The 24,028-nt window shown below is 63.1% G+C and carries 16 protein-coding genes; 8 read left to right on the top strand and 8 right to left on the bottom strand.

What is annotated here, in order from left to right; genetic code table 11:
- The first annotated feature begins 27 nt into the window (after positions 1-27).
- From ACE3TQ_RS04430 to ACE3TQ_RS04440, 3 genes are all read left to right on the top strand, one after another.
- Positions 28-2,187: a hypothetical protein gene (locus ACE3TQ_RS04430; RefSeq protein ID WP_374580739.1), complete on the top strand. Its 2,160-nt coding sequence runs from the start codon at positions 28-30 to the stop codon at positions 2,185-2,187.
- Between the two features lie 111 nt (positions 2,188-2,298).
- Positions 2,299-4,551 carry a PAS domain S-box protein gene (locus ACE3TQ_RS04435; RefSeq protein WP_374580740.1) on the top strand — a complete coding sequence of 751 codons (2,253 nt, stop codon included), beginning with the start codon at positions 2,299-2,301 and terminating at the stop codon, positions 4,549-4,551.
- Between the two features lie 31 nt (positions 4,552-4,582).
- Positions 4,583-5,038 carry a hypothetical protein gene (locus ACE3TQ_RS04440; protein ID WP_374580741.1) on the top strand — a complete coding sequence of 152 codons (456 nt, stop codon included), beginning with the start codon at positions 4,583-4,585 and terminating at the stop codon, positions 5,036-5,038.
- A 15-nt stretch (positions 5,039-5,053) separates the two neighbouring features.
- Here ACE3TQ_RS04440 and ACE3TQ_RS04445 read toward each other — a convergent pair whose 3' ends face one another.
- The 4 genes from ACE3TQ_RS04445 to ACE3TQ_RS04460 all read right to left on the bottom strand — a co-directional run bounded on the left by ACE3TQ_RS04445 (position 5,054) and on the right by ACE3TQ_RS04460 (position 10,001).
- The gene (locus tag ACE3TQ_RS04445) at positions 5,054-6,115 is read right to left on the bottom strand and encodes a M35 family metallo-endopeptidase (RefSeq protein ID WP_374580742.1); all 1,062 of its coding nucleotides are present in this window, start codon (positions 6,113-6,115) and stop codon (positions 5,054-5,056) included.
- Positions 6,116-6,308: 193 nt separating this feature from the next.
- Complete coding sequence (rodA, locus tag ACE3TQ_RS04450) at positions 6,309-7,403, bottom strand: rod shape-determining protein RodA (protein ID WP_374580743.1); 1,095 nt, start codon at positions 7,401-7,403, stop codon at positions 6,309-6,311.
- Positions 7,404-7,534: 131 nt separating this feature from the next.
- Entirely contained in the window at positions 7,535-9,145 is a 1,611-nt protein-coding gene (locus tag ACE3TQ_RS04455) for a PHA/PHB synthase family protein (RefSeq protein ID WP_374580744.1), read from the bottom strand.
- A gap of 16 nt (positions 9,146-9,161) precedes the next feature.
- Positions 9,162-10,001 (bottom strand): universal stress protein, encoded by an 840-nt coding sequence (locus ACE3TQ_RS04460; RefSeq protein WP_374580745.1) that lies wholly within the window; start codon positions 9,999-10,001, stop codon positions 9,162-9,164.
- Between the two features lie 210 nt (positions 10,002-10,211).
- On the opposite strand from ACE3TQ_RS04460, the gene ACE3TQ_RS04465 reads away from it, so the two are divergent.
- Together ACE3TQ_RS04465 and ACE3TQ_RS04470 are read left to right on the top strand one after the other, a co-directional pair.
- Positions 10,212-12,350, top strand: a complete 2,139-nt coding sequence (locus tag ACE3TQ_RS04465; protein WP_374580746.1) for a TonB-dependent siderophore receptor — start codon at positions 10,212-10,214, stop codon at positions 12,348-12,350.
- Between the two features lie 12 nt (positions 12,351-12,362).
- Complete coding sequence (locus ACE3TQ_RS04470) at positions 12,363-13,613, top strand: PepSY-associated TM helix domain-containing protein (RefSeq protein WP_374580747.1); 1,251 nt, start codon at positions 12,363-12,365, stop codon at positions 13,611-13,613.
- Positions 13,614-13,705: 92 nt separating this feature from the next.
- Here ACE3TQ_RS04470 and ACE3TQ_RS04475 read toward each other — a convergent pair whose 3' ends face one another.
- A complete protein-coding gene (locus ACE3TQ_RS04475; RefSeq protein ID WP_374580748.1) occupies positions 13,706-14,638 on the bottom strand; it encodes an alpha/beta hydrolase in 933 nt (310 codons plus the stop codon).
- Between the two features lie 219 nt (positions 14,639-14,857).
- Between ACE3TQ_RS04475 and ACE3TQ_RS04480 the strand changes: the two genes are divergently transcribed.
- Together ACE3TQ_RS04480 and ACE3TQ_RS04485 are read left to right on the top strand one after the other, a co-directional pair.
- Positions 14,858-15,526: a DUF6345 domain-containing protein gene (locus tag ACE3TQ_RS04480; protein ID WP_374580749.1), complete on the top strand. Its 669-nt coding sequence runs from the start codon at positions 14,858-14,860 to the stop codon at positions 15,524-15,526.
- Between the two features lie 9 nt (positions 15,527-15,535).
- The gene (locus tag ACE3TQ_RS04485; protein ID WP_374580750.1) at positions 15,536-16,381 is read left to right on the top strand and encodes a hypothetical protein; all 846 of its coding nucleotides are present in this window, start codon (positions 15,536-15,538) and stop codon (positions 16,379-16,381) included.
- A gap of 90 nt (positions 16,382-16,471) precedes the next feature.
- On the opposite strand, the gene ACE3TQ_RS04490 is transcribed toward ACE3TQ_RS04485, so the two are convergent.
- Positions 16,472-19,534, bottom strand: coding sequence for a di-heme oxidoredictase family protein (locus ACE3TQ_RS04490; protein WP_374580828.1), 3,063 nt, complete (start codon positions 19,532-19,534; stop codon positions 16,472-16,474).
- A gap of 346 nt (positions 19,535-19,880) precedes the next feature.
- Here ACE3TQ_RS04490 and ACE3TQ_RS04495 point away from each other — a divergent pair, with 346 nt between their 5' ends.
- Entirely contained in the window at positions 19,881-20,795 is a 915-nt protein-coding gene (locus tag ACE3TQ_RS04495) for a hypothetical protein (RefSeq protein WP_374580752.1), read from the top strand.
- Between the two features lie 213 nt (positions 20,796-21,008).
- On the opposite strand, the gene ACE3TQ_RS04500 is transcribed toward ACE3TQ_RS04495, so the two are convergent.
- Entirely contained in the window at positions 21,009-21,671 is a 663-nt protein-coding gene (locus tag ACE3TQ_RS04500) for a LysR substrate-binding domain-containing protein (protein WP_374580753.1), read from the bottom strand.
- Between the two features lie 41 nt (positions 21,672-21,712).
- Entirely contained in the window at positions 21,713-23,917 is a 2,205-nt protein-coding gene (locus ACE3TQ_RS04505; RefSeq protein WP_374580754.1) for an OsmC domain/YcaO domain-containing protein, read from the bottom strand.
- Between the last annotated feature and the right edge of the window lie 111 nt (positions 23,918-24,028).

The raw sequence follows: 24,028 nt of genomic DNA on the forward strand, positions 1-24,028 counted from the left end.
ATAACTGCTTCAGGAGAGACTTACAATATGCGCTACACAACTCGTACCACCCTCGCTTCCATGGTCATGCTGGCCTGCGCCAGCCTGGCCCACGCCGGCGAAAAAACCGTCGACAACCTGACCGTCTTCAGCAACACCAAAGCCGCTTCGGCCGATGCCGTGCTGAAGGCCAACGCCGCCCGCTTCGGCCTGCCGGCCAGGCTGGACAACCTGAAACTGGTCGCGGTCAAGGAATCGCTGACCGGCAAGCATTACCACTACCAGCAGATGCTGCGCGGCCTGCCGGTTGACCGCGCCGAGATCGTCGTATCGATTGGCCACAACGGCGAACTGCAAAAGATCTTCAACGAAAGCCGCCACATCTCGGCCAAGATGGACGCCGACGCCGTCAACCAGCTGTACAACAAAGGCCAGATCAGCGAAGACGACGCGCTCGACAAAGGCTGGAAGAACATGAAGGTCCAGCACAACCTGGTCAGCGTCCCGTCCACCAGCCTGGTCTGGGTGCCGACCAAGGATGGCGTGCAGCTGGCGCGCAAGGTCAACATCGAGGCCGAAATGCCGACTGGCGGTTTCGTGCAGTACCTGAACGCCCACAGCGGCGACCTGATCGACTCTTACACCACCTCGCTGCCGCGCACCAACAAGGGCGGTGAGCGCTCTATCGAAGCGCGCAAGGCGGCGCCTGGCCAGGTGCTCGACATGAAGGCCGCCATCAAGGCCGCCAAGGATGCCGGCAAGGCCACCGCCGGCGCCGGCAAGGACGGCAGCGGCACCACCGCCATGGCCGCCGCCGCTGCCGCCGCGCCGTCCGGCATCAATGGCTCCGGCTACGCCTTCGACCCCGATCCGCGTACCGCGCTGAACACCGAGTCGCTGACCGATACCTCGGCCGCCACTTCGTTCGATGCCGCGTACTCGAGCAAGACCCTGCGCGACCTGACCGTCACTTCCGGCGTCTACAAGCTGACCGGCCCGTACGTCAACATCAAGAACATCGAGGCACCGAACACTGCGCCGAGCACCACCACCAACGGCGTCTGGACCGCCAAGCGCGGCAACAATGCCTTTGACGATACCAACGTCTACTTCCACCTCGACCAGAACCAGCGCTACATCCAGTCGCTGGGCTTCACCGGCAGCAAGGGCATTATCGAGCGCTCCTTCGACGTCGACACCGACGGCCTGAACGGCGACGACAACTCGCACTACAGCTACGGCGGCGCCACCGACTACCTGGCCTTCGGCCACGGCTGCGTGAACGACAGCGAAGACGCCGACGTTATCCTGCACGAGTACGGCCACGGCATCCAGCGCAACATCAATGTCAACTGGACCGGCGGCGACACCGGCGCCATGGGCGAAGGCTTTGGCGACTACTGGGCCGCGTCGTACTCGTACAGCACCCCGAACGGCAAGACCTTCCATCCGGAATGGGCCTTCAGCTGGGACGGCCACGGTTCGTGCTGGGCCGGCCGCATGCTGAATCGTACTGACGCAAAGTACAACAGCAGCAAGACTTACGGCGCACACCAGTCGGTGACCGAGAACGGCGTGACCTTCCAGTCCGATGAACTGTGGTCGGCGCCGCTGTACCAGTCCATGGTGGCCCTGATCGCGGCCGGCAAGCCGCGCGCCAACATCGACAAGATCATCCTGGAAGCGCACTTCGGCCTCGGCTCCAACATCAAGATGCCAGCCATGGCGACTGCCATCGTCAACGCCGCCAAGACCCTGTTCCCAAGCGACCTGAGCTACGCCAACACCTTCCAGGCCAAGTTCGAAGCGCAGAACATCCTGGCCGCCGTGCAGCCGCCAGGCCCGACCATCAACGAGACCGAAAGCAACAACACGATTGCCACCGCCAATCCGGTCACCCAGACCGGCACCACGGTGAACGGCAATATGGGTTCGAGCACCGACGTTGACTACATCGCCATCACGCTGCCGGCAGGGAAAACCCTGACCGCCACCCTGACGCCGAACGCCACCTCGGACTACGACCTGAAGCTGTACAACAGCGCAGGCACCGAACTGGCGTCCAGCACCAAGGGCACCGGCCAGGCCGATACCGTAACGCGCGCCAATACGGGCTCGTCTGCTGTAACCTTGTATGCCAAGGTCTACTACTACGGCGGCGGCACCGGTGCCACCAATGGTACTTACACCTTGAAAGCCTCCTGGTAATTGACGCGCGCCCTGGGCGCCGTCGGCCGCCTCACCCGTAAGGGGAGGCGGTTTTTTTTCTTTTAATTTCGCTTAAAATGGGCTGGCGCTAAATCCACAATAAGATCACCTATGCCAACTGACCTGGGCAAGTTCATTCTGGAAGAAGCTCCTGGCGGGATCATCGCCACCGACGCGCATGACACAGTCCTGTTCTGGACAAAGGGCGCCACGGAAATCTATGGCTACGACGGCGACGAAGCGCGCGGCCATAAGCTGGCTGAACTGACCGGCATGCCGGGCCATCCGGTGAAGCATGAGTTTGGCGCCGATTTCGAGTACCTGCGGCGCCGCAAGGACGGCCAGGCCGTCTATGTCAGTGCGGCCTGCAAGGCGGTGTTCACGCCGCAGGGCGAAGTGCAGTACATCATCCACAGCCAGAAAGACATTACCGACGCCAAGGCGCAGCGCGATGCGCGCAATGTGGAGTCGCGCTACCGCGGCCTGCTGGAGTCGATGCCGGACGCGATTGTGATGGCCAACTCCACCGGGCGCATCGTGCTCGTCAACAGCCAGGCCGAGCGCCTGTTCGGCTTTGCGCCGCGCGAACTGCTGGGCAAACCGGTCGAAGTGCTGCTGCCCAACCGCTTTCGCGGCGGCCATGTGTCGCACCGGGCGCAGTACTTTGTGCAGCCGCGTACCCGCACCATGGGTGCCGGGCTGGAACTGTACGGCCTGCGCAAGGATGGCCTGGAGTTCCCGGTCGAAATCAGCCTGAGCATGATCCAGATGGAAGAGGGCGCGATCGTCATGAGCGCCATCCGCGACATTGGCGAGCGCAAGAAGGCTGAACAGAAGTTCCGCGGCCTGCTGGAATCGGCGCCCGACCCGATGGTCATCGTCAACACGCGCGGCGAGATCGTGCTGGTGAATTCCCAGACCGAACAGCTGTTTGGCTACCAGCGCCAGGAACTGCTGGGCAAACCGATCGAGATCCTGATCCCGGCCCGTTTTGCCGCGCACCACCCGGCAAAGCGCGGCAGCTTCTTCGAAAAGGCCCAGCCGCGCGCCATGGGCGCCGGCACGGAGCTGTACGCCATGCGGCGCGACGGGACGGAATTCCCGGTCGAGATCAGCCTGAGCCCGCTGAAGACGGAAGACGAGATGCTGGTGTCGAGCGCCATCCGCGACATCAGCGGCCGGCGCCAGATCGAGCGCAAGCTGCTGGAGCAAAAGCTCGAACTGGAACAGGCCAGCAAGGCCAAGGACCGCTTCCTGGCCAGCATGTCGCACGAGCTGCGCACGCCGCTGAATGCCATCCTCGGCTTCGGCCAGCTGCTGAACAACCAGAAGCTGCCGCTCAGTATGACCCAGCGCTACGCCTTTGCCGGCAATATCGTGCAGGCCGGGCAGCACCTGCTGCACCTGATCAATGAAACCCTGGACCTGGCCAAGATCGAGGTGGGCGCGGTCACCCTGTCGCTCGAGCCGGTGGCGCTGGATGACCTGTTGCATGAAGCCAGCAAGATGATCGAAGCCATGGCCGAAGCGCGCGCCGTCAAGGTCTACCTCGGCGAACCCAAGGGGCTGCACGTCCGGGCCGACCGCATCCGCCTGCGCCAGATCGTGCTGAACCTGCTGTCCAATGCCGTGAAGTACAACCATAAGGGCGGCCAGGTCTGGGTCGATACCGGAACGGCAGACACCGGCCGGGCATGGCTGGCGGTGAAGGACGACGGACCCGGCCTGAGCCCGGAGCAGTTGTCCGGCCTGTTCCAGCCCTTCAACCGCCTGGGCCAGGAAGGCGGGTCGGAAGAAGGCAGTGGCATCGGCCTGGTGCTGAGCCGGCGCCTGGCTGAGCTGATGAACGCGACCATTGATGTGAGCAGCGCCGTTGGCCAGGGCAGCACCTTCACCGTCGGGATGGAGACGGCCCAGCCGCAAACGCTGCCGCCAACGGGCGCGAACGAGGCCCTGCCACCGCCGGCCGCGGCGCTTGGCCAGCGCAACAAGCCGGTGCTGCTGTACGTGGAAGACAATCCCGCCAACCTGCGCCTGGTCCAGGAAATCGTCAAGCTGCACATGGACCTGGAACTGCTGTCGGCGACCGATGGCAATAGCGGCGTGGCCATGGCGCGCGAGTACCGCCCGGACGCCATCCTGATGGACATGAACCTGCCCGGCATCAGCGGCCGCGAAGCCCAGCGCCGGCTGCGCCGGGACCCGGCCACGCGCGATATCCCCATCATTGCCTTGTCCGCCAATGCCATGCCGCTCGACGTGGAAGCGGCGCTGGAAGCCGGCTTCGTCCGCTACCTGACCAAGCCGCTCAATATCAAGGAATTCCTTGAAGTGGTGGGCGAGGCGCTGGAACAGGCGCGCTGAACCGGAAGTTTCACGTGTAACGGGGGATGGAGTGAAAATTAATCTTGCCGCCTTGCTCATTGCAGGCGCCGCCCAAGCGGGAGAAGCGCCAGTGCTGGAACTGAAACTCGCGGTCAAGGACAAGGGTGGCCACCCGGTTGCCCAGGTTTCCCTGGCCAACCGTACGCCGCACCCGGTGAAAGTGCTGCACGCCCTGGCGGATGAGCAGGAAATGTACGGCAAGCTGTTCGAGCTGCGCGACGCGGCCACGGGCGAGCCGCTGGAGTACCAGGGCATCATGGTGAAGCGCGGCCCCCTGACGGACGAGGATTACCTGACCCTGGCGCCCGGCGCCCGGCGCCGCAACAGCATCGACCTGGCCCGCGCCTACGCCTTCAAAACGGGAAAGCACGCCTACACCATCAGCTACCACGGGCACTACCTGCAGGAAGGAAAGGAAATGCCGCTCACCGTGGGACCGGTACGCTTTGAGCATACCGGCAGGTGAGCGGCGCGCCGCTGCTTACTGCAGGGCAGGGGTGTTCTCGCCGAAATATTCGTGGGAGTCGGCGTTGTCGACGGCCTGGGCTGGGTTGCTGATCGCCAGGCTGGCGGCAGCGGACTGGCCGTAGGCGTGGTCGTCGGTACCCGCCACCACGTTGAAGTGGCTCATTTCATGCACCAGGGTGCCGCCCTTGGAGTCGGTGCCCGACATCGGCGCGCTCCAGAATGCCTTGCACACGTAGATGGTGTAAGGCTGGGTTGGGTACACATAGGCGTAGTAGGTCTTGGTGCAGCCACAATCGACCGTGACAGGCTTGGTGTCGAAGGCGTTCTTGATGGCGGCGAAGTGCGCTTTCACGGTCGAATAGCGGCTCGAATTGTAGGTGCCGAACCACTTGGTGTAGCGCGGGCCCGTCTTGTTGGCGCCCAGGTAGTTGTTGCTGTCGTTCGCCATGGTTTTCGCGGTCGAGATGGCGCTGGTGATGGTCGACTGCTGCGAAGCGCTGCATTTGCTGAACGCCAGGCCGGCCGCCGCTGCCGCCGGTTCCGCCACCTTGGCCACGCTGCCGCGCGGCAGGGTACCTTCGACCGAGATGGTCAGGGCATCCGACTGCAGCGTATCGGGCTGGTTCTTGTCGGCCACCTTGCCGGCCGCATCCAGGTTGCTGAACAGCTTGGCGGACTTGGTGCTGTAGCGGATCGAGTAGTCGCCGGAGATGCTCATGTTATACATCTGCGACAGTTCCACCTTCACCTTATGCGACTTGCCGGGCTGGATCACGTAGTAGTCGGCTGGCGTCGGTGCGGCGCGTTTGACGTGCATGCCCTCGTACGGCACCTTGGCGCCGTCGCGGGTCACTTCAAACAGGGATTCTTCGATATCGCCGAATGGGGTATGCCATTTCAGCACGTACTGCGGCACTGACGAGGTATTGGTCAGCGTCACTTGTACCACCACGTCGTCGCTCGGGCCCAGGGCACGTTTGTCCATGCTGATGCTGGCCTTCAGGCCGTCCGCCGCATAAGCGCCGAAGCTGAAGGATGCTGCCAGTGCGAAGCCGCCAAGGTGTTTCCAGTTCATTCTTCTCTCCGTCCGTTGATTGATGTTGTAAAGGGCTTGTGCAACGCCCGCGGGACCAATCTTGCTGTGGACGGTGCGGCAGTTCAATCTAAATCGGTGCCGGCGCGGAAGGCTGTCGCTATTTCAACAACAATAACGTTAAGCCTTGGACAAGCTTGCCCTGCTTGTCCAAATCTGGACATTTGTAACGGCGTCAGGCCAGGCTTTGGCGGCGGATGCTCATGAGGATGCCGCAGCCCAGGCCGAGTGTCGCCAGCGCCGTGCCACCATAGCTGAAGAAGGGCAGCGGCACGCCGACCACCGGCACGACACCGCTCACCATGCCGATGTTGATGAAGGCGTAGGTGAAGAAGATCATCGTGATCGCCCCGCCCAGCAGGCGCGAGAACAGGGTGGCGGCGCCGGCCGCAATCTGCAGCCCGCGCAGCACCAGCAGCGCATACAGCAGCAACAGCACGATGCCCCCGACCAGGCCGAACTCCTCGGCAAAGACGGAGAAGATGAAATCGGTCGAGCGCTCGGGGATGAAGCCGAGGTGGCCCTGGGTGCCGTCCATCCAGCCGCGCCCGGTCACGCCGCCGGAGCCGATGGCGGTCATGGCCTGGTTGATCTGGAAGCCTTTGCCCATCGGGTCGGCGCCCGGGTCGAGGAAAGTCAGCACGCGTTGGCGCTGGAAGTCGTGCAGCATATGCCAGACCACCGGCGCGGCCGCCAGCGCGCCGGCCGCCAGCGCCGCCAGTGCCTTCCACGACAGTCCCGCCAGCACGATGACGTAGAAACCCGCGGACAGCACCAGCATCGCCGTACCGAAATCGGGCTGCTTGGCGATCAGGCCGACCGGGATGGCGAGCAGCAGCGCTGCCACGGCGAAGCGCCGCCAGCCCTGGACGTTATCGTAGCGATGGAAGTACCAGGCCAGCATCAATGGCATGGCAATCTTCATCATTTCGGACGGCTGGAAATCGTGCCCCAGGTTCAGCCAGCGGGTCGATCCCTTCTTGGTCACGCCAAACAGGAACACGGCCACCAGCAGTGCCACGCCCAGCGCATACAGCGCCGCCGCGTGGCGCATCAGCACCTGCTGCGGGACGTTCGCCGCGGCCCACATCAGGCCCATGGCCATCAGCACGTTGCGCAGCTGAAGCTCGAAACGGCCCGGGAAATCGGCGGAAGCGGAATACAGGGTGAAAAGGCCGGTGCCAACCAGGACGCCGACGATTGCCGCCAGCGGCGCGTCGACCGCCAGCACCGGGCGCAGGCGCTGCCAGAGTGGTGTTTGAAGGGTCATCAAGCCGCCTGCAGCCAGATGATGCGGCCGGCCAGTACGGCGAATCCTACCAGGGTGAGGGCGGCCAGCAAGGCCAGGCGGCGACGGAATTGTTTCTGTTCTTGGTCCATGCCGAAATTATAAGGCAAGGGCTAACCTTCCCGCACGTAGATTCCGGGAGCGTCGCCAAGCCAGGGATAGGAAGGATGGGCTGTTGCGGCGGGTGCGCGCGGCTCTCCGCAGCGCTCGGCCAGCCACGCGTTCCAGTCCTGCCACCAGGAGCCGGCCCCCGGCTTCTGCAGGGCCAGCCACTGCTTGGCGCTGCTCGCGGCCAGCAGCGGGCCGGCCCAGTACTGCTGTTTGGCGCTGCCGCCGGGCGGGTTGATGATGCCCAGGATATGGCCGGATGCGGTCAAGGCGTACCGTACCGGCGCGCCCACCAGGGCCGCGCTGCAATAGGTGCTGCGCCACGGGGTGATGTGGTCCGCCACCGCTCCCACCGCGTACAGCGGCTGGCGTATGCGCCCCAGGTCGAGCCGCTCGCCGCGCAGCTCCAGCGCATCGGCTTGCGCCAGCTGGTTCGCCAGGTACAGCGCGCGCAGGCAGAACGCGTGGGTGGCGCGCGGCTGCCGTGTGCCGTCGGCATTCCAGGCCAGCGGCGCCAGCGACGGCGCCGCTTCGCCCAGCAGGTATTTCTGCACCACGTAGCGCCAGACCTGGGTATTGGGGCGCAGCATGCGGAAGCTCCAGCCGATCTGCTGCGCATCGAGGAAACCCTGGCGCGCCATCAGGCCTTCCAGCAGCGCCACGCTGTCGTCGCTGATAAAGCTGGCGATGTCGCCCGGCTTGGAGAAATCGGTCAGGGTGGCGAGCAGGGACCAGTGCGCGACCGGAATGTCCTGCGCCTGCGGATAGCGCCGGTTCAACCACGCCATCAGCGCCGCCAGGGCGGTGCCGCCGATGCAGTAGCCGACCGCATGCACCTGCGGCACGCCGGCAATCGTGCGCGCAGCCTCGATCGCGGCCAGGATGCCGTCAAACAGATGGTCCTCGAAGGACATGCCAGCCTGGTCCGAGCCAGGATTCTTCCAGCTGATCACGAACACATCGAAGCCTTGCCCGACCAGGTAGCGCACCATGCTTTGCTGCGCGGTCAGGTCGAGGATGTAGTACTTGTTGATCCAGGGCGGCACCAGCACCAGGGGCATGGCATGCACGCGGCCGCACACCGGCGTGTACTGGATCAGCTCCATGACCGGGTTGCGCATGACGACGCGGCCCGGGGTGGCGGCCAGGTCGCGCCCCAGCTCGAAGCGCGCGCGGTCCACCATGCGCAGGTCGCCCGCCAGCAGGTCGCGCAGATACTCCTGGAAGCCGGCGCGCAGGCTGGCGCCGCCGCTGTCGAAGGCGCGCCGCAAGGCTTGCGGATTGGTGAACAGGAAGTTGCTCGGCGCCACAGCATTGCACCAGTGGCGCAGCCAGAAGGCGGCGCTGCGCGCGTCGCGCTCGTCGACGCCGGGCGTGTCGTAGACCTGCCGCTCCAGCGTACGCGTCAGGCCCAGGTACTGCTGCATCAGTGCATGGAAGAAGGGATTGGCGCGCCAGGCGTCGTCGACAAAGCGGTCGTCGCCTTCCGCCGCCTCGGCGACGGGCGCGGGCGTGGCTGTGGCCCAGGCGACGGTGGCCAGCTCGTGCCACGCCCGGGCCAACTCCACAGGGTGCGCCAGCCACGCGGCGGCGACTTGGGCAAATGGGTTCGGCATGCGAACCAGTATAGCCCTAGTGCGCCATGAGCACCGGCAAGGTCATGCTTTGCAGTATCGTGCGCGTGGCGCCGCCCAGCATGATCTCGCGGAAGCGGCTATGGCTGTAGCAGCCCATTACCAGCAGGTCGGCGTCGACATCGGCCGCGTACGACAGCAGGGCGGAGCCGATCTCGATGTCCGTCACTTGCGATGACACCTCGACTTCGATGCCGTGGCGCGCCAGGTAGAGCGCCATATCGGCCCCCGGTTCGCCGCCATGCACCTCGGGCGCGCGCCCGGCGTTGAACACCACCAGCGACACTTTGCCGGCGGCCTGCATCAGCGGCAGCGCGGCAGTGACGGCGCGCGTCGCTTCCATGCTGCCATCCCACGCCACCAGCACGCGGCGGAACGGTGCCTCGAAGTGGCCGGCATAGGGTACCACCAGCACCGGGCGCGCACTGTTTGTGGCGAGGAACTCGGGCGTCTCCTCCGCCAGCGGCGCCATCGGCTCATCGGGATTGGCCTGGCCCACCACCAGCAGGTCGGCGTAACGCGACTGCAGGACCAGGCCATCGGCTGCCTGGTCATCCACCAGGCGTGCCTCGCAGGACGCCACATCCAGCGCGGCGCATTGCCGTTCGAACTCCTGCAGGGCGGAGCGGGCCTGCCTGCGCGCTTCGTCCATGCATTCGGCGGCCATGCTGACGCCCATGGAGGTGGCGTAATCCATGGTCAGGTAGCGCGAAACACCGGTCATTGCCGCGCCCACCAGGCGGCCCCGGAACATGGCGGCGATCTGCGCGCCAAGGCGCACGCGGCGCGCCGTATCGGCCGATCCGTTCACGTGGACGACGATTGTCTTGTAAGTCATGGCTGCCTCCCGCTGTGGTTTGGAATAAAGGATTACCAAAAAGTCTAGGCCGGTACGCAAAGCCTGTGCATGACCTGGATCAAGCGCGGTCGATTTGACATTTGAATGAGAATCGTTATCATCTATGGGTTTAGAAACGGGAGCCAGCCATCTGTACGCGGAACGCCAGCTAGTCATAAAAGCAAGAATGATTTACTGGTTGAGGTACTGATGAAGATGAAACAAATGGCCGCCCTGCTGGCGGTGGCATTCCCTTTGGCCGCGCTCGCGGAGGACAGCGTGGTGCTGCCGCAGGTCGAGGTGACGGCGCAGAAGTTGGACGAAACTTCCTACACGGTGGACAAGGGCCGCACGGCCACGCCGCTCAGCATCGCGCTGCGCGACACGCCGCAGTCGGTCTCCGTCTTCACCCGGCAGCGCATTGAAGACCAGGGCCTGCAAACCGTGACCGACGTGGTCAACAACGTCACCGGCGTCTCGGTCAACCAGTACGAAACCCACCGCGCCGGCTTCACCGCGCGCGGCTTCGATATCGACAACCTGCAGATCGACGGTGTCCCGACCACCTGGGAACAGGCCTGGAGTTCGGGTGAGGTGATCGGCAGCCTGGCCCTGTACGAGCGCGTGGAAGTCGTGCGCGGCGCCACCGGCCTGATGACCGGTGCCGGCAATCCCTCCGCCGCCATCAACCTGGTGCGCAAGCGCGCCACCAGCAAGGACCTGGCCGGCTCCGCCGAAATCGGAATCGGCCGCTGGAACGAGCGGCGCGCCATGGTCGACGTATCGACCGCGCTGAATGCGTCCGGCAGCGTGCGTGGCCGCGTGGTGGGCGAGCTCCAGCGCAGCGACAGCTGGACCGACCTGCTGCAGAACAAGAGCAACACCTACTACGCCACGGTGGAAGCCGACCTGGCGCCGCGCACCGTACTGTCGGCCGGCATCAGCAAACAGAAAAACGATCCGAAAGGCCCGATGTGGGGCGGCCTGCCGGCCTGGTACACCGACGGCAGCACACCTGGCTGGGACGTTTCCAAAACGTCGTCGGCTGACTGGACGCGCTGGGAGACCGAGTACGAGAACACCTTCGCCAACCTGGAGCATGGCTTTGAGAATGGCTGGAAGCTGCGCGCCAGCTTCTCGCATGGCGACCGCAAGGCCGATTCCGCGCTGCTTTACCTGTCCGGAGTGCCGGACCGTGTCACCGGCCTGGGCATGAACGCCTTTGCCGGTTCCTACAAGGTCAGCACCAGGCAGAACGACTTCAGCCTGCACGCCAGCGGGCCGTTCGAGCTGGCTGGCCGCAAGCACGAAGCAGCCTTCGGCTATGCGCACTCCAGGCAGAAGTTCCACTCCCAGAGCCGGGCCGCCGACTATGGCAGCAGCTACCCGGCCGTCGGCGACTTCAATCACTGGGACGGCAGCAAGTACCCCGAACCGAGATGGGGCCCGCTGTCCTTCTACGAAGCCAGCGTCACCACGCAGGACGCCTTGTACGGCGTGGCGCGCTTCTCCCTCAGCGACCCGCTGAAAGCGATTGTCGGCGCACGTGTCACCAACTACGACAAAACCGGCACCGGCGCGTGGGTCGCGCCATACCGCATGAAGTATGAGCGCGAGCTGACGCCGTACGCGGGCCTGGTCTACGACATCAACGAGAACTTTTCGGCCTACGCCAGCCATACCGACATCTTCCAGCCGCAGAACCGGCACGACAAGGCAGGCGCGCTGCTGGACCCGATCGTCGGCAAGAGCACGGAAGCCGGCGTCAAAGGCGAGTTTTTCGACGGCCGCCTGAACGCATCGTTCGCAGTATTCAAGATCAAGCAGGACAACCTGGCGCAGGAAGTCGACACGATTGACCGCGACGGTGACGGTCCACTGGCGCCGGAGGCCTACTACCGCGCAGCCAAAGGCGCCAAGACCGACGGCTTCGAACTCGAAGTCTCCGGCGAACTGGCGCGCAACTGGAACGCCACCGCCGGCTACTCGCAGTTCAGCGGCAAGGAAGCGGACGGCAGGGAGATCAACACCGTCTATCCGCGCAAGCTGTTCCGCGTGTTCACCACCTATCGCATGGATGCCCTGACCGTGGGCGGCGGTGTGAACTGGGAAGGCCGCAGCTACACCATCGATCCATCCGCGCCAGCCAACACCAACGGCCGCATCGAGCAGGAATCCTTCGCGCTGGTGAACCTGATGGCGCGCTACGACATTTCGAAACAGCTGTCGGCCCAGGTCAACCTCAACAACCTGTTCGACAAGCAGCACTTCGGCATGTTCGCCGCCTACGGCGCCATTACCTACGGCGCGCCGCGCAGCATCTCGGCCAGCCTGAAGTACCGCTTCTGACGGGAGCCTGCCATGCGTGCATTCTGGACCCTTGTACACCGCTATCTCGGCCTGACCACCGCGGCCTTCCTCTTCGTCAGCGGCCTGACCGGCGCCGTCATTTCGTGGGACCACGAACTGGATGACGTGCTCAATCCGCACCTGATGGAGGCGAAGACGCCGGGCCAGCCGCAATCGTCGCTGGCACTGGCGCGCGCGGTCGAACAGCGCTATCCGCACATCAGCGTGTCCTTCATCCCCTTGCACGCAGGGCAGGGCGAGACCCTGCACTTCGGCGTCTCGCCCAAGGTGGACCCGACCACCGGCCGCCTGGCCGAACCGGGCTTCAACCAGGTCTTCGTCGATCCGGTCAGCGGGGCGGAACTGGGCAAGCGGGAATGGGGCGCTGTCTGGCCCATCACGAAAGAGACCTTCGTCTCCTTCCTCTACCGCCTGCACTATTCGCTGCACATCCCCGAGATGTGGGGCATCGACCGCTGGGGCATCTGGCTGATGGGCGTGATCGCCATGATCTGGGTGGTGGACAGCTTTGTCGGCTTCTACCTGACCCTGCCCGTGCGCGCCCGCACCACGGCGGCGCGCGGCTGGTGGCAGCGCTGGAAGCCGGCCTGGAAGGTGCGCTGGGGCGGTGGCGGGGCCAAACTCAATTTCGACCTGCACCGGGCATTCAGCCTGTGGACCTGGATCCTGCTGTTCATCCTGGCGTTCACGGCCTTCTCGCTGAATTTCTACCGCGAGATCTTCTACCCGATCATGACCACGGTGTCCGAAGTGACGCCCACGCCGTTCGAAACACGGACCCCGGCGGAGCTGCATAAACCGATCGCGGCGCGCGTCGGCTATGATGAAATCCTGCAGCGCGCCCGCAGCGAAGCGGCGCAGCGGCAATGGACCGATCCCGCCGGCAGCGTGTTCTACTCGCAGGACTATGGCATCTATGGCGTCAGCTTCTTCCAGCCCGGAAACGACCACGGCAACGGCGGCGTCGGGCCGGCCGTGCTCTATTTCGATGGCGGCGATGGCCGCATGGTCGGCGAACGCCTGCCGTGGAAGGGCACGGTTGCCGACATCTTCGTGCAGGCCCAGTTCCCCCTGCACTCGGGCCGCATCCTCGGTATCCCGGGCCGCATCCTGATTTCCGTGATGGGGTTGGTAGTGGCGATGCTCAGCGTGACCGGTGTGATCATCTGGTGGCGCAAACGCGCTTCGCGTGTCAAGTCGCTAGCAGCGCATAAGGCATCGGCCTTGGTGCAAGCAGGATAAGGACGAGAAACAGGCCAGCCTTACATATTGCCTTACCCCGGGCCCGGCGCTGGCATTCTCCGCCACCTTGCGGTTGGCCACCGCTTCCAGAACTACTCCAGGAGAAATTCCAGTCCGCGAGAGAGGGCAGGGAACATGGCTGAGCCATGGTTCTCGCGCTGCAGTTCGATAAAGCGAACCTGCCGCAGGCCAAAGCCATCCTTATGCGCGGCGAGCTGCGCGGCCAGGTCGCGCGCCTGGTCTACCATGCGCCGCTTCGCCAGCGCGTTACCGTGTTCACTTGCCCGGGCCGAGGGCGGCGCGGCAGCTTGCTCCAATTCGCCGACGGTCAATAAAACCCTCGGCTTCGCGTTGCGCGGCGCCGCCAGACTAGCAACTTCGCTAAGCACATGCTGGTCGGCATACCAGATCGACGGACTGGCCGCGATGTAAGCCTGGAACGCCGCCGGCCGGGTGAACAGCGCATGCAGCGTAAGGAGCCCGCCGTAAGAATGGCCGAACAGCGCCTGCCGCTGCGGGTCAACCGCCGCCGCCGACTGGACGAGCGGCTTCAGCTCCTGCTCGATGAAGTCGAGGAACAGATCTGCTCCTCCTTCACCTTTGCCAGTCTTGTCGCCTGCCGACGGTGTGTAGTCGCGGCTGCGGGCGGCGCTGTCATAGTCTTCGCCGCTGGCGTACCCGATACCGACAACGATCGGCGCATCCTGGCCGGTCGCCTTGCTGCGCCGGGCCACCGTGCGCGCCATCAGCGCCGCGCTGGGGAAGGTGGCATTGCCATCGAGGAGGTAGAGCACTGGGTGACCCGATGCCGGAGCCGGGGTGCCTGGCACGCTGATAAAGATGCGATAACGGTGCCCCGTGTGCCGGGACTGCAAGTCCAGTTGTTTTACCTGAGGCAGCAGGACCGGCTGCCAGTCCGCTGCAAACGAAGGGAGGCTGACGCAGGCCAGCAAGCCGGCGGCCATGGCGAAGAAAGTGCGACGGCAGGAACGGCTGTGCGACTCGAGGGGAAACTGACTGTCCATGAGGAATGCGGCAAATCTAAATAAGAATTATTCGCATTCTATAGATGGGCCTGCCCCTCCGCAACTTTTGCCTGGTCCGTGCCCGTATTTTGGGTGTGCCGGCGCAGCAAAGATAGGTACCAGCACGGATAAAGCCCGGCGCCCGCACGTCTAAAGTTGATCACGTCCCGAAGCTGGCCAGCGCGGGAAAATCGCTGATGATATGGATGGAGAGTGATCATGGGAATGGGCATCGAATGGGTCATGAAGTACAACGGCCGCGCAGCGGACGTTTCCAACACAAAGGCCGCGGCAGAAGGCTTTTACAACACGCTACATGCAGTGCGCCAGTTTGCCTGGGGCGACAACCTGGCATGGGACCGCGACTTTGAGCAGCAAGGTGCCGGCAGCCCCTTATCCGGCGGCGACAGCACCTGGGTGGACAACGTCGACATTGCCTTCTTTGCCGGGCACGGCAACCAGCAGGGGCCGCTGTTCGGCACAACTATCGACAGCGGCCAGGCCACGCCGGGCGAAGTGCGGCTGGGCGATATCGACCTGGAATGGATCGCTTTCCACGCCTGCCAGGTTCTGGAACGGGCCGGCGTATTCGACCGTTGGGGGCCATCGTTCAAAGGCCTGCACTACATGCTGGGCTTCGACACCATCTGTCACGACGAAACCAACCGTGGCCGCTACTTCGCCGACCACCTGAACCACGGCTGGCGCGTGCGCGACGCCTGGATCGCGGCTGCCCAGGAGACGGAGGGCTCCGACTGCCGCTGGGCCTACCTGCGGGCCGATGCCGGCGGAACCAACACTTACGAGGACCACTGGCATGGAAAGGGTTTCGTCTCGTCCGACCCCGACACGCCAACCACCTATTTTTACCTGCGCGGCGCTTGCTAGGAGATAGCCATGAACTACGAACTGTTTAAATTCCCGCAAATGCCTGCACAGCAGCAGGTGACGTTGCTGCAGCAACGCCGCCTCGAAGGCGCCGCCTGCAGTATCGCCAGCAAATGGAGTGAACGCTTTGGCGTGTGCGCCAAACCACTGGACATGGGCGCCAGGATCATCGCCAGCGACGATCAGTCTGTGCTGGAGTACTTCGTTGCCACAGGTTCGGTGCGCTGGTCCGCGCGGTCGGGCCAAAAGAGCGAAGCCGATTTCCAGCCACGCTTGCCCGACGAGAAGGAGGCAGTGGAATATGCCACGGCCAGGTTGCGCGAGTTCGACCTGATGCACCGTGCGGCCGCCGTGCAATCCGTCACCGACCTGGAACTCTGCATGCGCAAAGCCGGGGAAAAGGAAGATACCGTCTGGCCCATCGCGCGCCAGGTGAACATGCGTTTTAAAGAGGGTGGTTTGCCATTCTTCGGTCCGGGCGCGAAGATCCAGGCGACAGTGGGCGAGGGCGGACGCGTCGATGCCATGCTGCGCTTCTGGCGTGAGGTGGATGTCGTCGGTGAAGGCCGGACCATCTCAGCCGACCACCTGGCCGACATCCTGATGCGCGACGAGAGCTTTGCACAGCTACGCCCGGGTGAAGCCTCGGTACAGTTCCACGACTGCCAACTGGGCTTTTATGCGCTGCCGCCGCGTGAAGTCCAGGGCATATTCGTGCCAGTGTTCGCAATTTCGGGCACCGTCTCGACGCCCGCATTGCCACGCTATGACTTTATGCGCTATGTCCCGGCGGTAGCCACGGCTGCCAAGGGCAGGGGATGCGTGGCGCCGTTACGCGCGGAGCCGGCGTACTAATGGCGAGACATCGGGACAGGCTTCGGCGTGATTTCCGCAACTTTTGATGCGAATTCATTGCCGTTCGAGCCTGTCCCTTATGTGTGTCACCTACAAGGAACGCAAGAAGGCCAGCAACGCTTCCCGGTCGGACTTCGGCAATGCAGCGAAACGATCGCGGGAACGGCTTGCCTCGCCGCCGTGCCACATGATGGCCTCCGTCAGGTTGCGCGCACGGCCGTCGTGCAAGTAACCCACCTGCGCGCTGTTGCCCATCACCTTCTCGGTATAGCCGATGCCCCACAGCGGCGCCGTACGCCACATATTGCCCTTGGCCTGGCCCTCCACCACTTTATCGCCGAGCTCACTGCCCATATCGTGCAGCAGCAGATCGGTGTAAGGGCGGATGGTCTGGTTGCGCAGTTCCGCCAGCAGGTGGCCCGGACCCGTCTTCATTTCGACCGTATGGCATGCGGCGCAGCGCATGGCCTGGAACAACTTGCTGCCGACGCTGATTTGCTGCGGGTCGACGCGATGTTCATCCAGCGGCGCCACGCCTTTCGGGAAGCCGCTCGGCAGGCTGCGTTGGGCCGGAACCGCGACCAGGGCCAGGTACTGCGAGATCAGCTGCAGTTCCGACTCGGTGACGCCGCGTTGCGCCTGTGCCGACTTGCATCCGGCCGGATCGGTGGTGCAGCTGCGGTTCGGGTACACCGGCGAGGTTACCGCCATGTCCTGCAGCAGCGCTGCGGCAGCCTGGTGCCGCAGGCTGGCCTTGGATGCCTTCCAGCCAAAGCGCCCCAGGCGCACCGCGCCGCTTTCCGGATCGAACACGAAGTTGGCGGTACCTTTCACGCCATCCTCGTCTGGAGTGCTGCGCACGCGAGCCAGGATGTCCGCTTCCGGCACGGCTTCCAGCAGGCCAGTACCCAGCATAGGCTGGGCGGCGCGCAGCGAGACCGTATCCGGTACCGCGCCCTCGAACGCCAGGGTCGGCTTGCGCAGTTCAACGCTCGTGCCATCGGCCAGCTTGACAGTGCGCGCCTCGAACCCGCCCACGCGTACACCCAGGCCCCAGTTTTGCGGCGTGCCGCTGGAGGAAACAGCGTTCATCTGCACGGTGCTGCCGTACAGTGGATGCGGCGCCTGGCTGCCATCCACCGCCGTCACGGCAACGCGCACGGACATATTGTCCAGGCGCTGGTTGACAGCCATCGGCGCCGGGCTGCGGCCATTGTTCACGTGGCAGCCGATGCAGGCCGACTGGTTAAAGCGCTGGCCCTGCAAGCCCACAGCCGGTTCATAACGGACGTTGCCCGCTTCGTTATGCGCACCGGTGGTGAAATTGGTGTGCACCAGGCGCCGGCCTTCAACAAAGCGCTGCATATTCTGCATGCCGATGTTGTTGTGCGGCTGCTGGAACATGAACAGGCCGTTATCCGAATAGTTGTAAGACACCGACCCCAGTCCGCCGGAGAGGGTTTCCGCCGGCAGCGGAACGGAGTTCAGGCGCGGTTGCACGCCGTACCATGGGCGCAGGCCGCTGCCCACCACATACGTCCATTCCTGGGAGTAGTAGCGGATGCCGCCGTTATCGCCTTTGGCAAGCATCGACTCCGTGGTGGAAAACATCGACGGCGAAACCTCGATCACGTCGCCCACCACCAGTGGCCGTGCCGGGATATGGGTACCGTTCGGGAACCCGTTCGCATCCAGGCCATTCATGCCCGGGTACTGCTTGACCAGCAAAGTGCATGCACCATTGATGCCGCCCGGTGCGGCCAGCTGGCCTGCCGCCGGGTAGGCCGTTGGTTTGCACACCTTGACGTTGTTGTCGACCAGTTCTCCCGGCGCCATCCATCCATAGCCAGTGACACCAGGCCGGTCGATGGCGCGGAAGAAGGCGATGCCGCCAGAAAGGAAGTCCACGGTCGTATACTGGTTGACGACCAGGGTCGGCTTGGTCACCCCCGGTACCCGGCTGTTGTCGATGATCTCAACGCCCCAGGTGCGGTTCTTGAAGTATTGCGGCACGAAGGTCAGGTAATTGCCCGGCCCCTTATCGACAGCCTGCCCGGTCGCCGGATCGACGGTCTCGTTTGGCCCGTAACCGATTTCATTCCAATCCTCGCCACGCTCGCGGCCGTGACGCGCAAAGCCGCGCGCACCGAAGCGCGTGACCAGCGTGCCATCCGGCAGCGTGAACTGCAGCGATTCCTGCGGCGCTGCGCTCGAAGGCAGTGGCAGCAAGCCATCGCCATTGGCAGGATAGGCGAACGCGGAAGTTGCGCCAGGCATGATGGTGTTGTCGCTACCGGGCGACTTGAACACGGCTTCGAACAATGAATAGCCGTACTGCGTCGCGCGCGCAATGCCCTGCATGCGGATGTAGCGGGCGCTGATCCCGAGGTTGAAGAATTCCTCTGTACCGCCCTGGCCATTGTTCACCAGTCGCAGCTGGGTCCAAGTCTGGCCATCATCCGAGGCCAGCAGCGAATACTGTTTTGCGTACGCATTTTCCCAGACCAGCTTCATATAGCCGATAGGTGTCTTGGCGCCAAAGTCGAACTGGATCCAGGCGCCGTCGTCGCGCGTGCTGGCCCAGCGTGTATTCGCAAGCCCGTCAATCGCCGCAGCCGCCGACAGCCCTGCGTTCTCGACCGGTGAGGAAGTTGCCGCCACCGGTTTCAGGAGGGCGCTTGGCGTGGTTGGCTGCGGAACTGGATCAGGCTGTGGGGCAGGGGATGCCGGCGCACCGGAGAATGCCTGCATCTCGAAGATCGAATAACCGTATTGCGACGAACGCTTCAGGCCTTTCATGCGCAGATAGCGGCCAGTGCCGGAAAGGCCGCTCCAGTCCTCGGTGCCGCCCTGGCTATTCTGGACCAATTTGATGGTGGTCCAATTGCGATTGTCATCCGACACCTGAAGCTCATACTCGGTGGCGTGCGCGTTCTCCCACGCGATGCGAACACGGTTGATGGCGACAGATGCACCAAAGTCCAAAGTCAGGAACTGGTCGTCCGAAAAGCCGCTGCCCCAGCGCGTGCCCTCATTCCCATCGATAGCGGCGGAGGCGCCCAAGTCGCCCCGCTCGGATGATGAGGCGGTCGCCGCCACGGGCGTTAATACAGTCTCGGTCACCTTCGCAGCCCCACCCTGGCTCTTGCGCATTGCGGCTGGCGCGGTGGTGTCGTTGCCTGAATCGCCTCCGCCGCAAGCCGCGAGCAGGGCGGCCAAGGCGAGAGGCAGGCCCTGGATTAATTGTCTCTTCTTCAAAATGAAACCTCCCTGGATTAATTGCTTTCGTATTGCTCATTAGCAATATTGTTCAGGGCCCTGATGAAGTCAAGCGTGCGCACGCGGCATGGCTATTGTTTAGTCGAACAGGTAGTTTGTTTAGCTCGCCGCCAGAACGTGTAATCGGCCCAACCGGCGCGCAAACTCAGATAAGATGATCTGCCTGTAGGGTTCTTTCTCGCCAACGAGTGCCGGGGCATCTCAGCGAAAGGCAAACACCATGCGTGAACTTCGCCGCAGCAATTCAATGTCCAAGGTTCATGCTACGAGTGGCGGGGGAATTCGCAGCCGCGCCAGGCTACAAATCGGCACTAAAGTGTGGCGCTCGCACCTGTGGGTTGCTGGGCATCCCACGAAGAAAGTTGGGCGGTTGGCGGATGGCAGGTTCACCTCTGATAGCTTAAATGCGAACACTCGTCTTTCCGCAAATGATGCTGAAGTGTACGTGATCGACCAGATCCAAACCAATTGGGCAAAGAATTTGGAAGAAATGACCGATGGACAGATAGCCACCATCGAATTCCATGGGAATCACGGACCATGCAGTGCGTGCCAGCAACGCATTGAGCGCTTGCTGGAAGTGCTCTCAATAAGCCTTTGGGCCGGCACTAAGATGAATGCAGCGGTCTATTACACCCAGGAGCGGAGTGAAGTGACGCGGGGCGAAGTCGAAGACCATTATGGCTACGATGAGAAGACACCCGGGTTCCAGCAACAACGTTATACCTATGGCACCGCGAACACGGAGCTGTACTGCTTCAAATTTCCCGAAATAGTAGGCAAGAGAAAGCGGAAGAAGACGAAATCCGCCGTCACTAGTGCGACTAAGCCAGCCGCCCCAGCTAACATCTACGAGGTACTCAGTAATCCCGGCAATGTCGTAAATGTTGGGAACAGGACGGTCAACGTCCCACCACCAGCACCAAAGGCGTCGAAACCGGCAGAGCAGCCCCGTCACGTGGTGGGCGGGACGCCAGTAGGCGCCACGAAACCGAAGGGCGCAAGCACGGGTATTGCAGCCGCAAAACCCGCCACGCCAGTCGGCGCTCAGAATGACGGCGGCTGGCAAACGGTCCCCGGGAAAAAGAGCAAGAAAGGAACGGGTGCTGGTCAGTGGCAGAATGGCAAAAGGTAGACTTGATGGGCTCGCTGGAGGTGTCGAAAAGTGAAGCGCCAAGCAGAGCTTCGCCACGACATCGCATTTGACATAATATAGATTATGCGAAGTTATGCTGTTACGGCAAAGTGGCAATGTCCGACTCTAAAAGCTCGATTCGCCTCCATCCCTCCATAGCGCCTTCCTACATTTGAGCCGCCCGGGCTGAACTGAAATCCCAGCTATCCATGCCTATTGCCACAGGGTTTTCAGCCCGGTCACCAAAGCGTCGAAGACGGCCCTGCAGCGTGCGCTTTGCCGCAGGTCTGAGTGCATCGTGACCCAGGTTGTCATGGTCATGTGCAGCTCCTTCGGCAGCACGCGGACCAGGTTTGGCTCGCGCGCCGCCAATCCGACCTGGTAGCCGCCTATGCCGGCGCCGGCACGGACCAGCGCCATCTGGGCCAGGTTGCTGTCGCAGCGGTACGCGAACCCTGCCCGTTCCCATCCGCCCAGCTTCGCACCGGCGGCCCTCAGGAATGGCGTTTCCTTGTCGAAGCCGACCAGGCTGTGCTTCGCAAGCTCGGACAGCTTCTTCGGCTTGCCATGCGTGGCCAAGTAATCCTTATGCGCATAGAAGCCCAGCGCCACCTCGCCGACGCGCTGGGCCAGCAAAAGGTCCTGCTGCGGCTGCGTCATGCGAACCGCAATGTCGACTTCGCGTCCGAGCAGATCCTGCATGGCGTCGCTCAGTACGAGTACGATCGCCAGTTCCGGATACTTTGCGCGCAGCGGCGCCAGGATCGATGGCAGGATCTCCACGCCCACCACTTCGCTGGCCGAGATCCGCACGGCGCCGCGCACAGCGTCGTGGCCGTGGGCGCTGCGTTCGATCGATGCGGCTGCATTCTCCATCTCCTCAAGCTGGGCAGCCTTGGCTGCCTGCCGGCGCGCGCTTAGGCCGACTTGGCTGCCGCTTTTGCGCGTGCGGCGTGCAGCTTGCGGTAGCTGTCGATCTTGCGGTGGTGGCGGTCCAGTCCTTCCAGCTTCATGCTGGTCGGCGTCAGGCCGTAGAAACGCACGCTGCCATTGACGGAACCGAGCGCCGCATCCATGCGCTCGTTGCCGAACATGCGGCGGAAGCTGAGTTCGAAATCCTCGATCTCCAGCTCACCGTCCAGGGCCACGGACAGCACTGCATCCAGTGCCTGGTAGAACAGGCGGCGTTCCACGGTATTGTCGTTGTACTGCAGGAAGGCGCCAATCAGTTCGTGGGCTGCTTCGTACTCGTTCAGCGCCAGGTTGATCAACAGGCGCAGTTCAAGCACGGTCAGCTGGCCCCACACCGTGTTCTCGTCGAACTCGATGCCAATCAGGGTGGCGATATCGCCGTACTCGTCCAGCTCACTGTTTTCCAGGCGGTCCAGCAGGGCTTCCAGGCGGTCGTCGTCCAGCGTATGCAGGTTCAGGATATCTTCGCGGAACAGCAGGGCCTTGTTGGTGTTGTCCCAGATTAGGTCTTCCACCGGATAGATCTCGGAGTAGCCCGGCACCAGAATGCGGCAAGCGGTGGCGCCAAGGTCGTTGTAGACCGCCATGTACGATTCTTTGCCCAGCTCCTTGAGGATGCCGAATAGGGCCTCCGCTTCCTGCGCATTCGAATTTTCGCCGTGGCCGGAGAAATCCCATTCTACAAACTCGAAGTCCGATTTGGCGCTGAAGAAGCGCCACGAGACGATGCCGCTCGAATCGATAAAGTGTTCGACGAAGTTATACGGCTCGGTCACGGCGTTGCTGACGAAGGTCGGTGGCGGCAGGTCGTTCAGGCCTTCGAAGCTGCGGCCCTGCAGCAGCTCGGTCAGGCTGCGCTCCAGCGCGACCTGGAAGCTTGGGTGTGCGCCGAAGGAGGCGAATACGCCGCCGGTGCGTGGGTTCATCAAGGTCACGCACATCAGCGGATACTTGCCGCCCAGCGAGGCGTCTTTGACCAGCACCGGGAAGCCCTGCTCTTCCAGCCCTTTAATGCCGGCCACAATGCTTGGGTACTTGTCCAGCACTTCCTGCGGCACGTCCGGCAGCGCGTACTCGTTCTCAAGGATTTCGCGCTTGACCGCCCTTTCGAAAATCTCCGACAGGCACTGCACCTGCGCCTCGGCCAGCGTATTGCCGGCGCTCATGCCGTTACTGACGAACAGATTCTCAACCAGGTTGGAAGGGAAATACACGGTCTCGCCATCCGATTGGCGCACGAACGGCAGCGAGCAGATGCCACGCTCTGTCTTGCCCGAGTTGGTATCGATCAGGTGCGAGCCTCGCAGCTCGCCGTCCGGGTCGTAGACCGCGCGGCTGTAGTCGTCCAGGATCTCCTTCGGCAGCGCATCCTTCTTGCCAGGCTTGAACCAGCGCTCGTTCGGGTAATGCACGAACGGCGCATTGGCAATCTCCTCGCCCCAGTATTCGCCGGCGTAGAAGTGGTTGCAGTTGATACGTTCGATGTATTCACCGAGTGCCGAAGCCAGCGCGCTTTCCTTGGTCGCACCCTTGCCGTTGGTGAAGCACATTGGCGAATGCGCATCGCGGATATGCAGCGACCACACATTCGGCACGATGTTGCGCCAGGAGGCGATCTCGATTTTGATGCCGAGATCGGCCAGCACGCGCGACATATTGGCAATGGTCTGCTCAAGCGGCAGGTCTTTACCCGGGATATAGGTCGCGGCGGCCGGATCGGGGTTCAGGGTCAGCAACGCCTGGGCGTCGGCATCGAGGTTCTCCACTTCCTCAATGACGAAATCGGGCCCCTCCTGCACCACTTTCTTCACGGTGCAGCGTTCGATCGAGCGCAGGATGCCCTGGCGGTCTTTTTCCGAAATGTCTTCCGGCAGCTCGACCTGGATCTTGAAAATCTGCTTATAGCGATTTTCCGGATCGACAATGTTATTTTGCGACAGGCGAATATTTTCGGTCGGAATATTGCGCGTATTGCAATACAACTTCACGAAATAGGCGGCGCACAGAGCGGAAGATGCCAAAAAATAATCGAACGGACCTGGCGCCGAGCCATCGCCTTTATAGCGGATTGGCTGGTCGGCAATGACCGTGAAGTCGTCAAACTTGGCTTCCAGGCGAAGCTTGTCGAGGAAGTTGACCTTAATTTCCATAAAAATTGTCCTAATATTGCCTAAATTAGTCTGGCCGCTATTATCCGCGCTTTGGCGCTGCGCAGCAAAGGCTGTTGCCGGGATAGGTAATTGGTCCTACTATGATAAAAA

The organism is Pseudoduganella sp., from assembly GCF_041914865.1.
GTDB lineage: Bacteria > Pseudomonadota > Gammaproteobacteria > Burkholderiales > Burkholderiaceae_D > Rugamonas.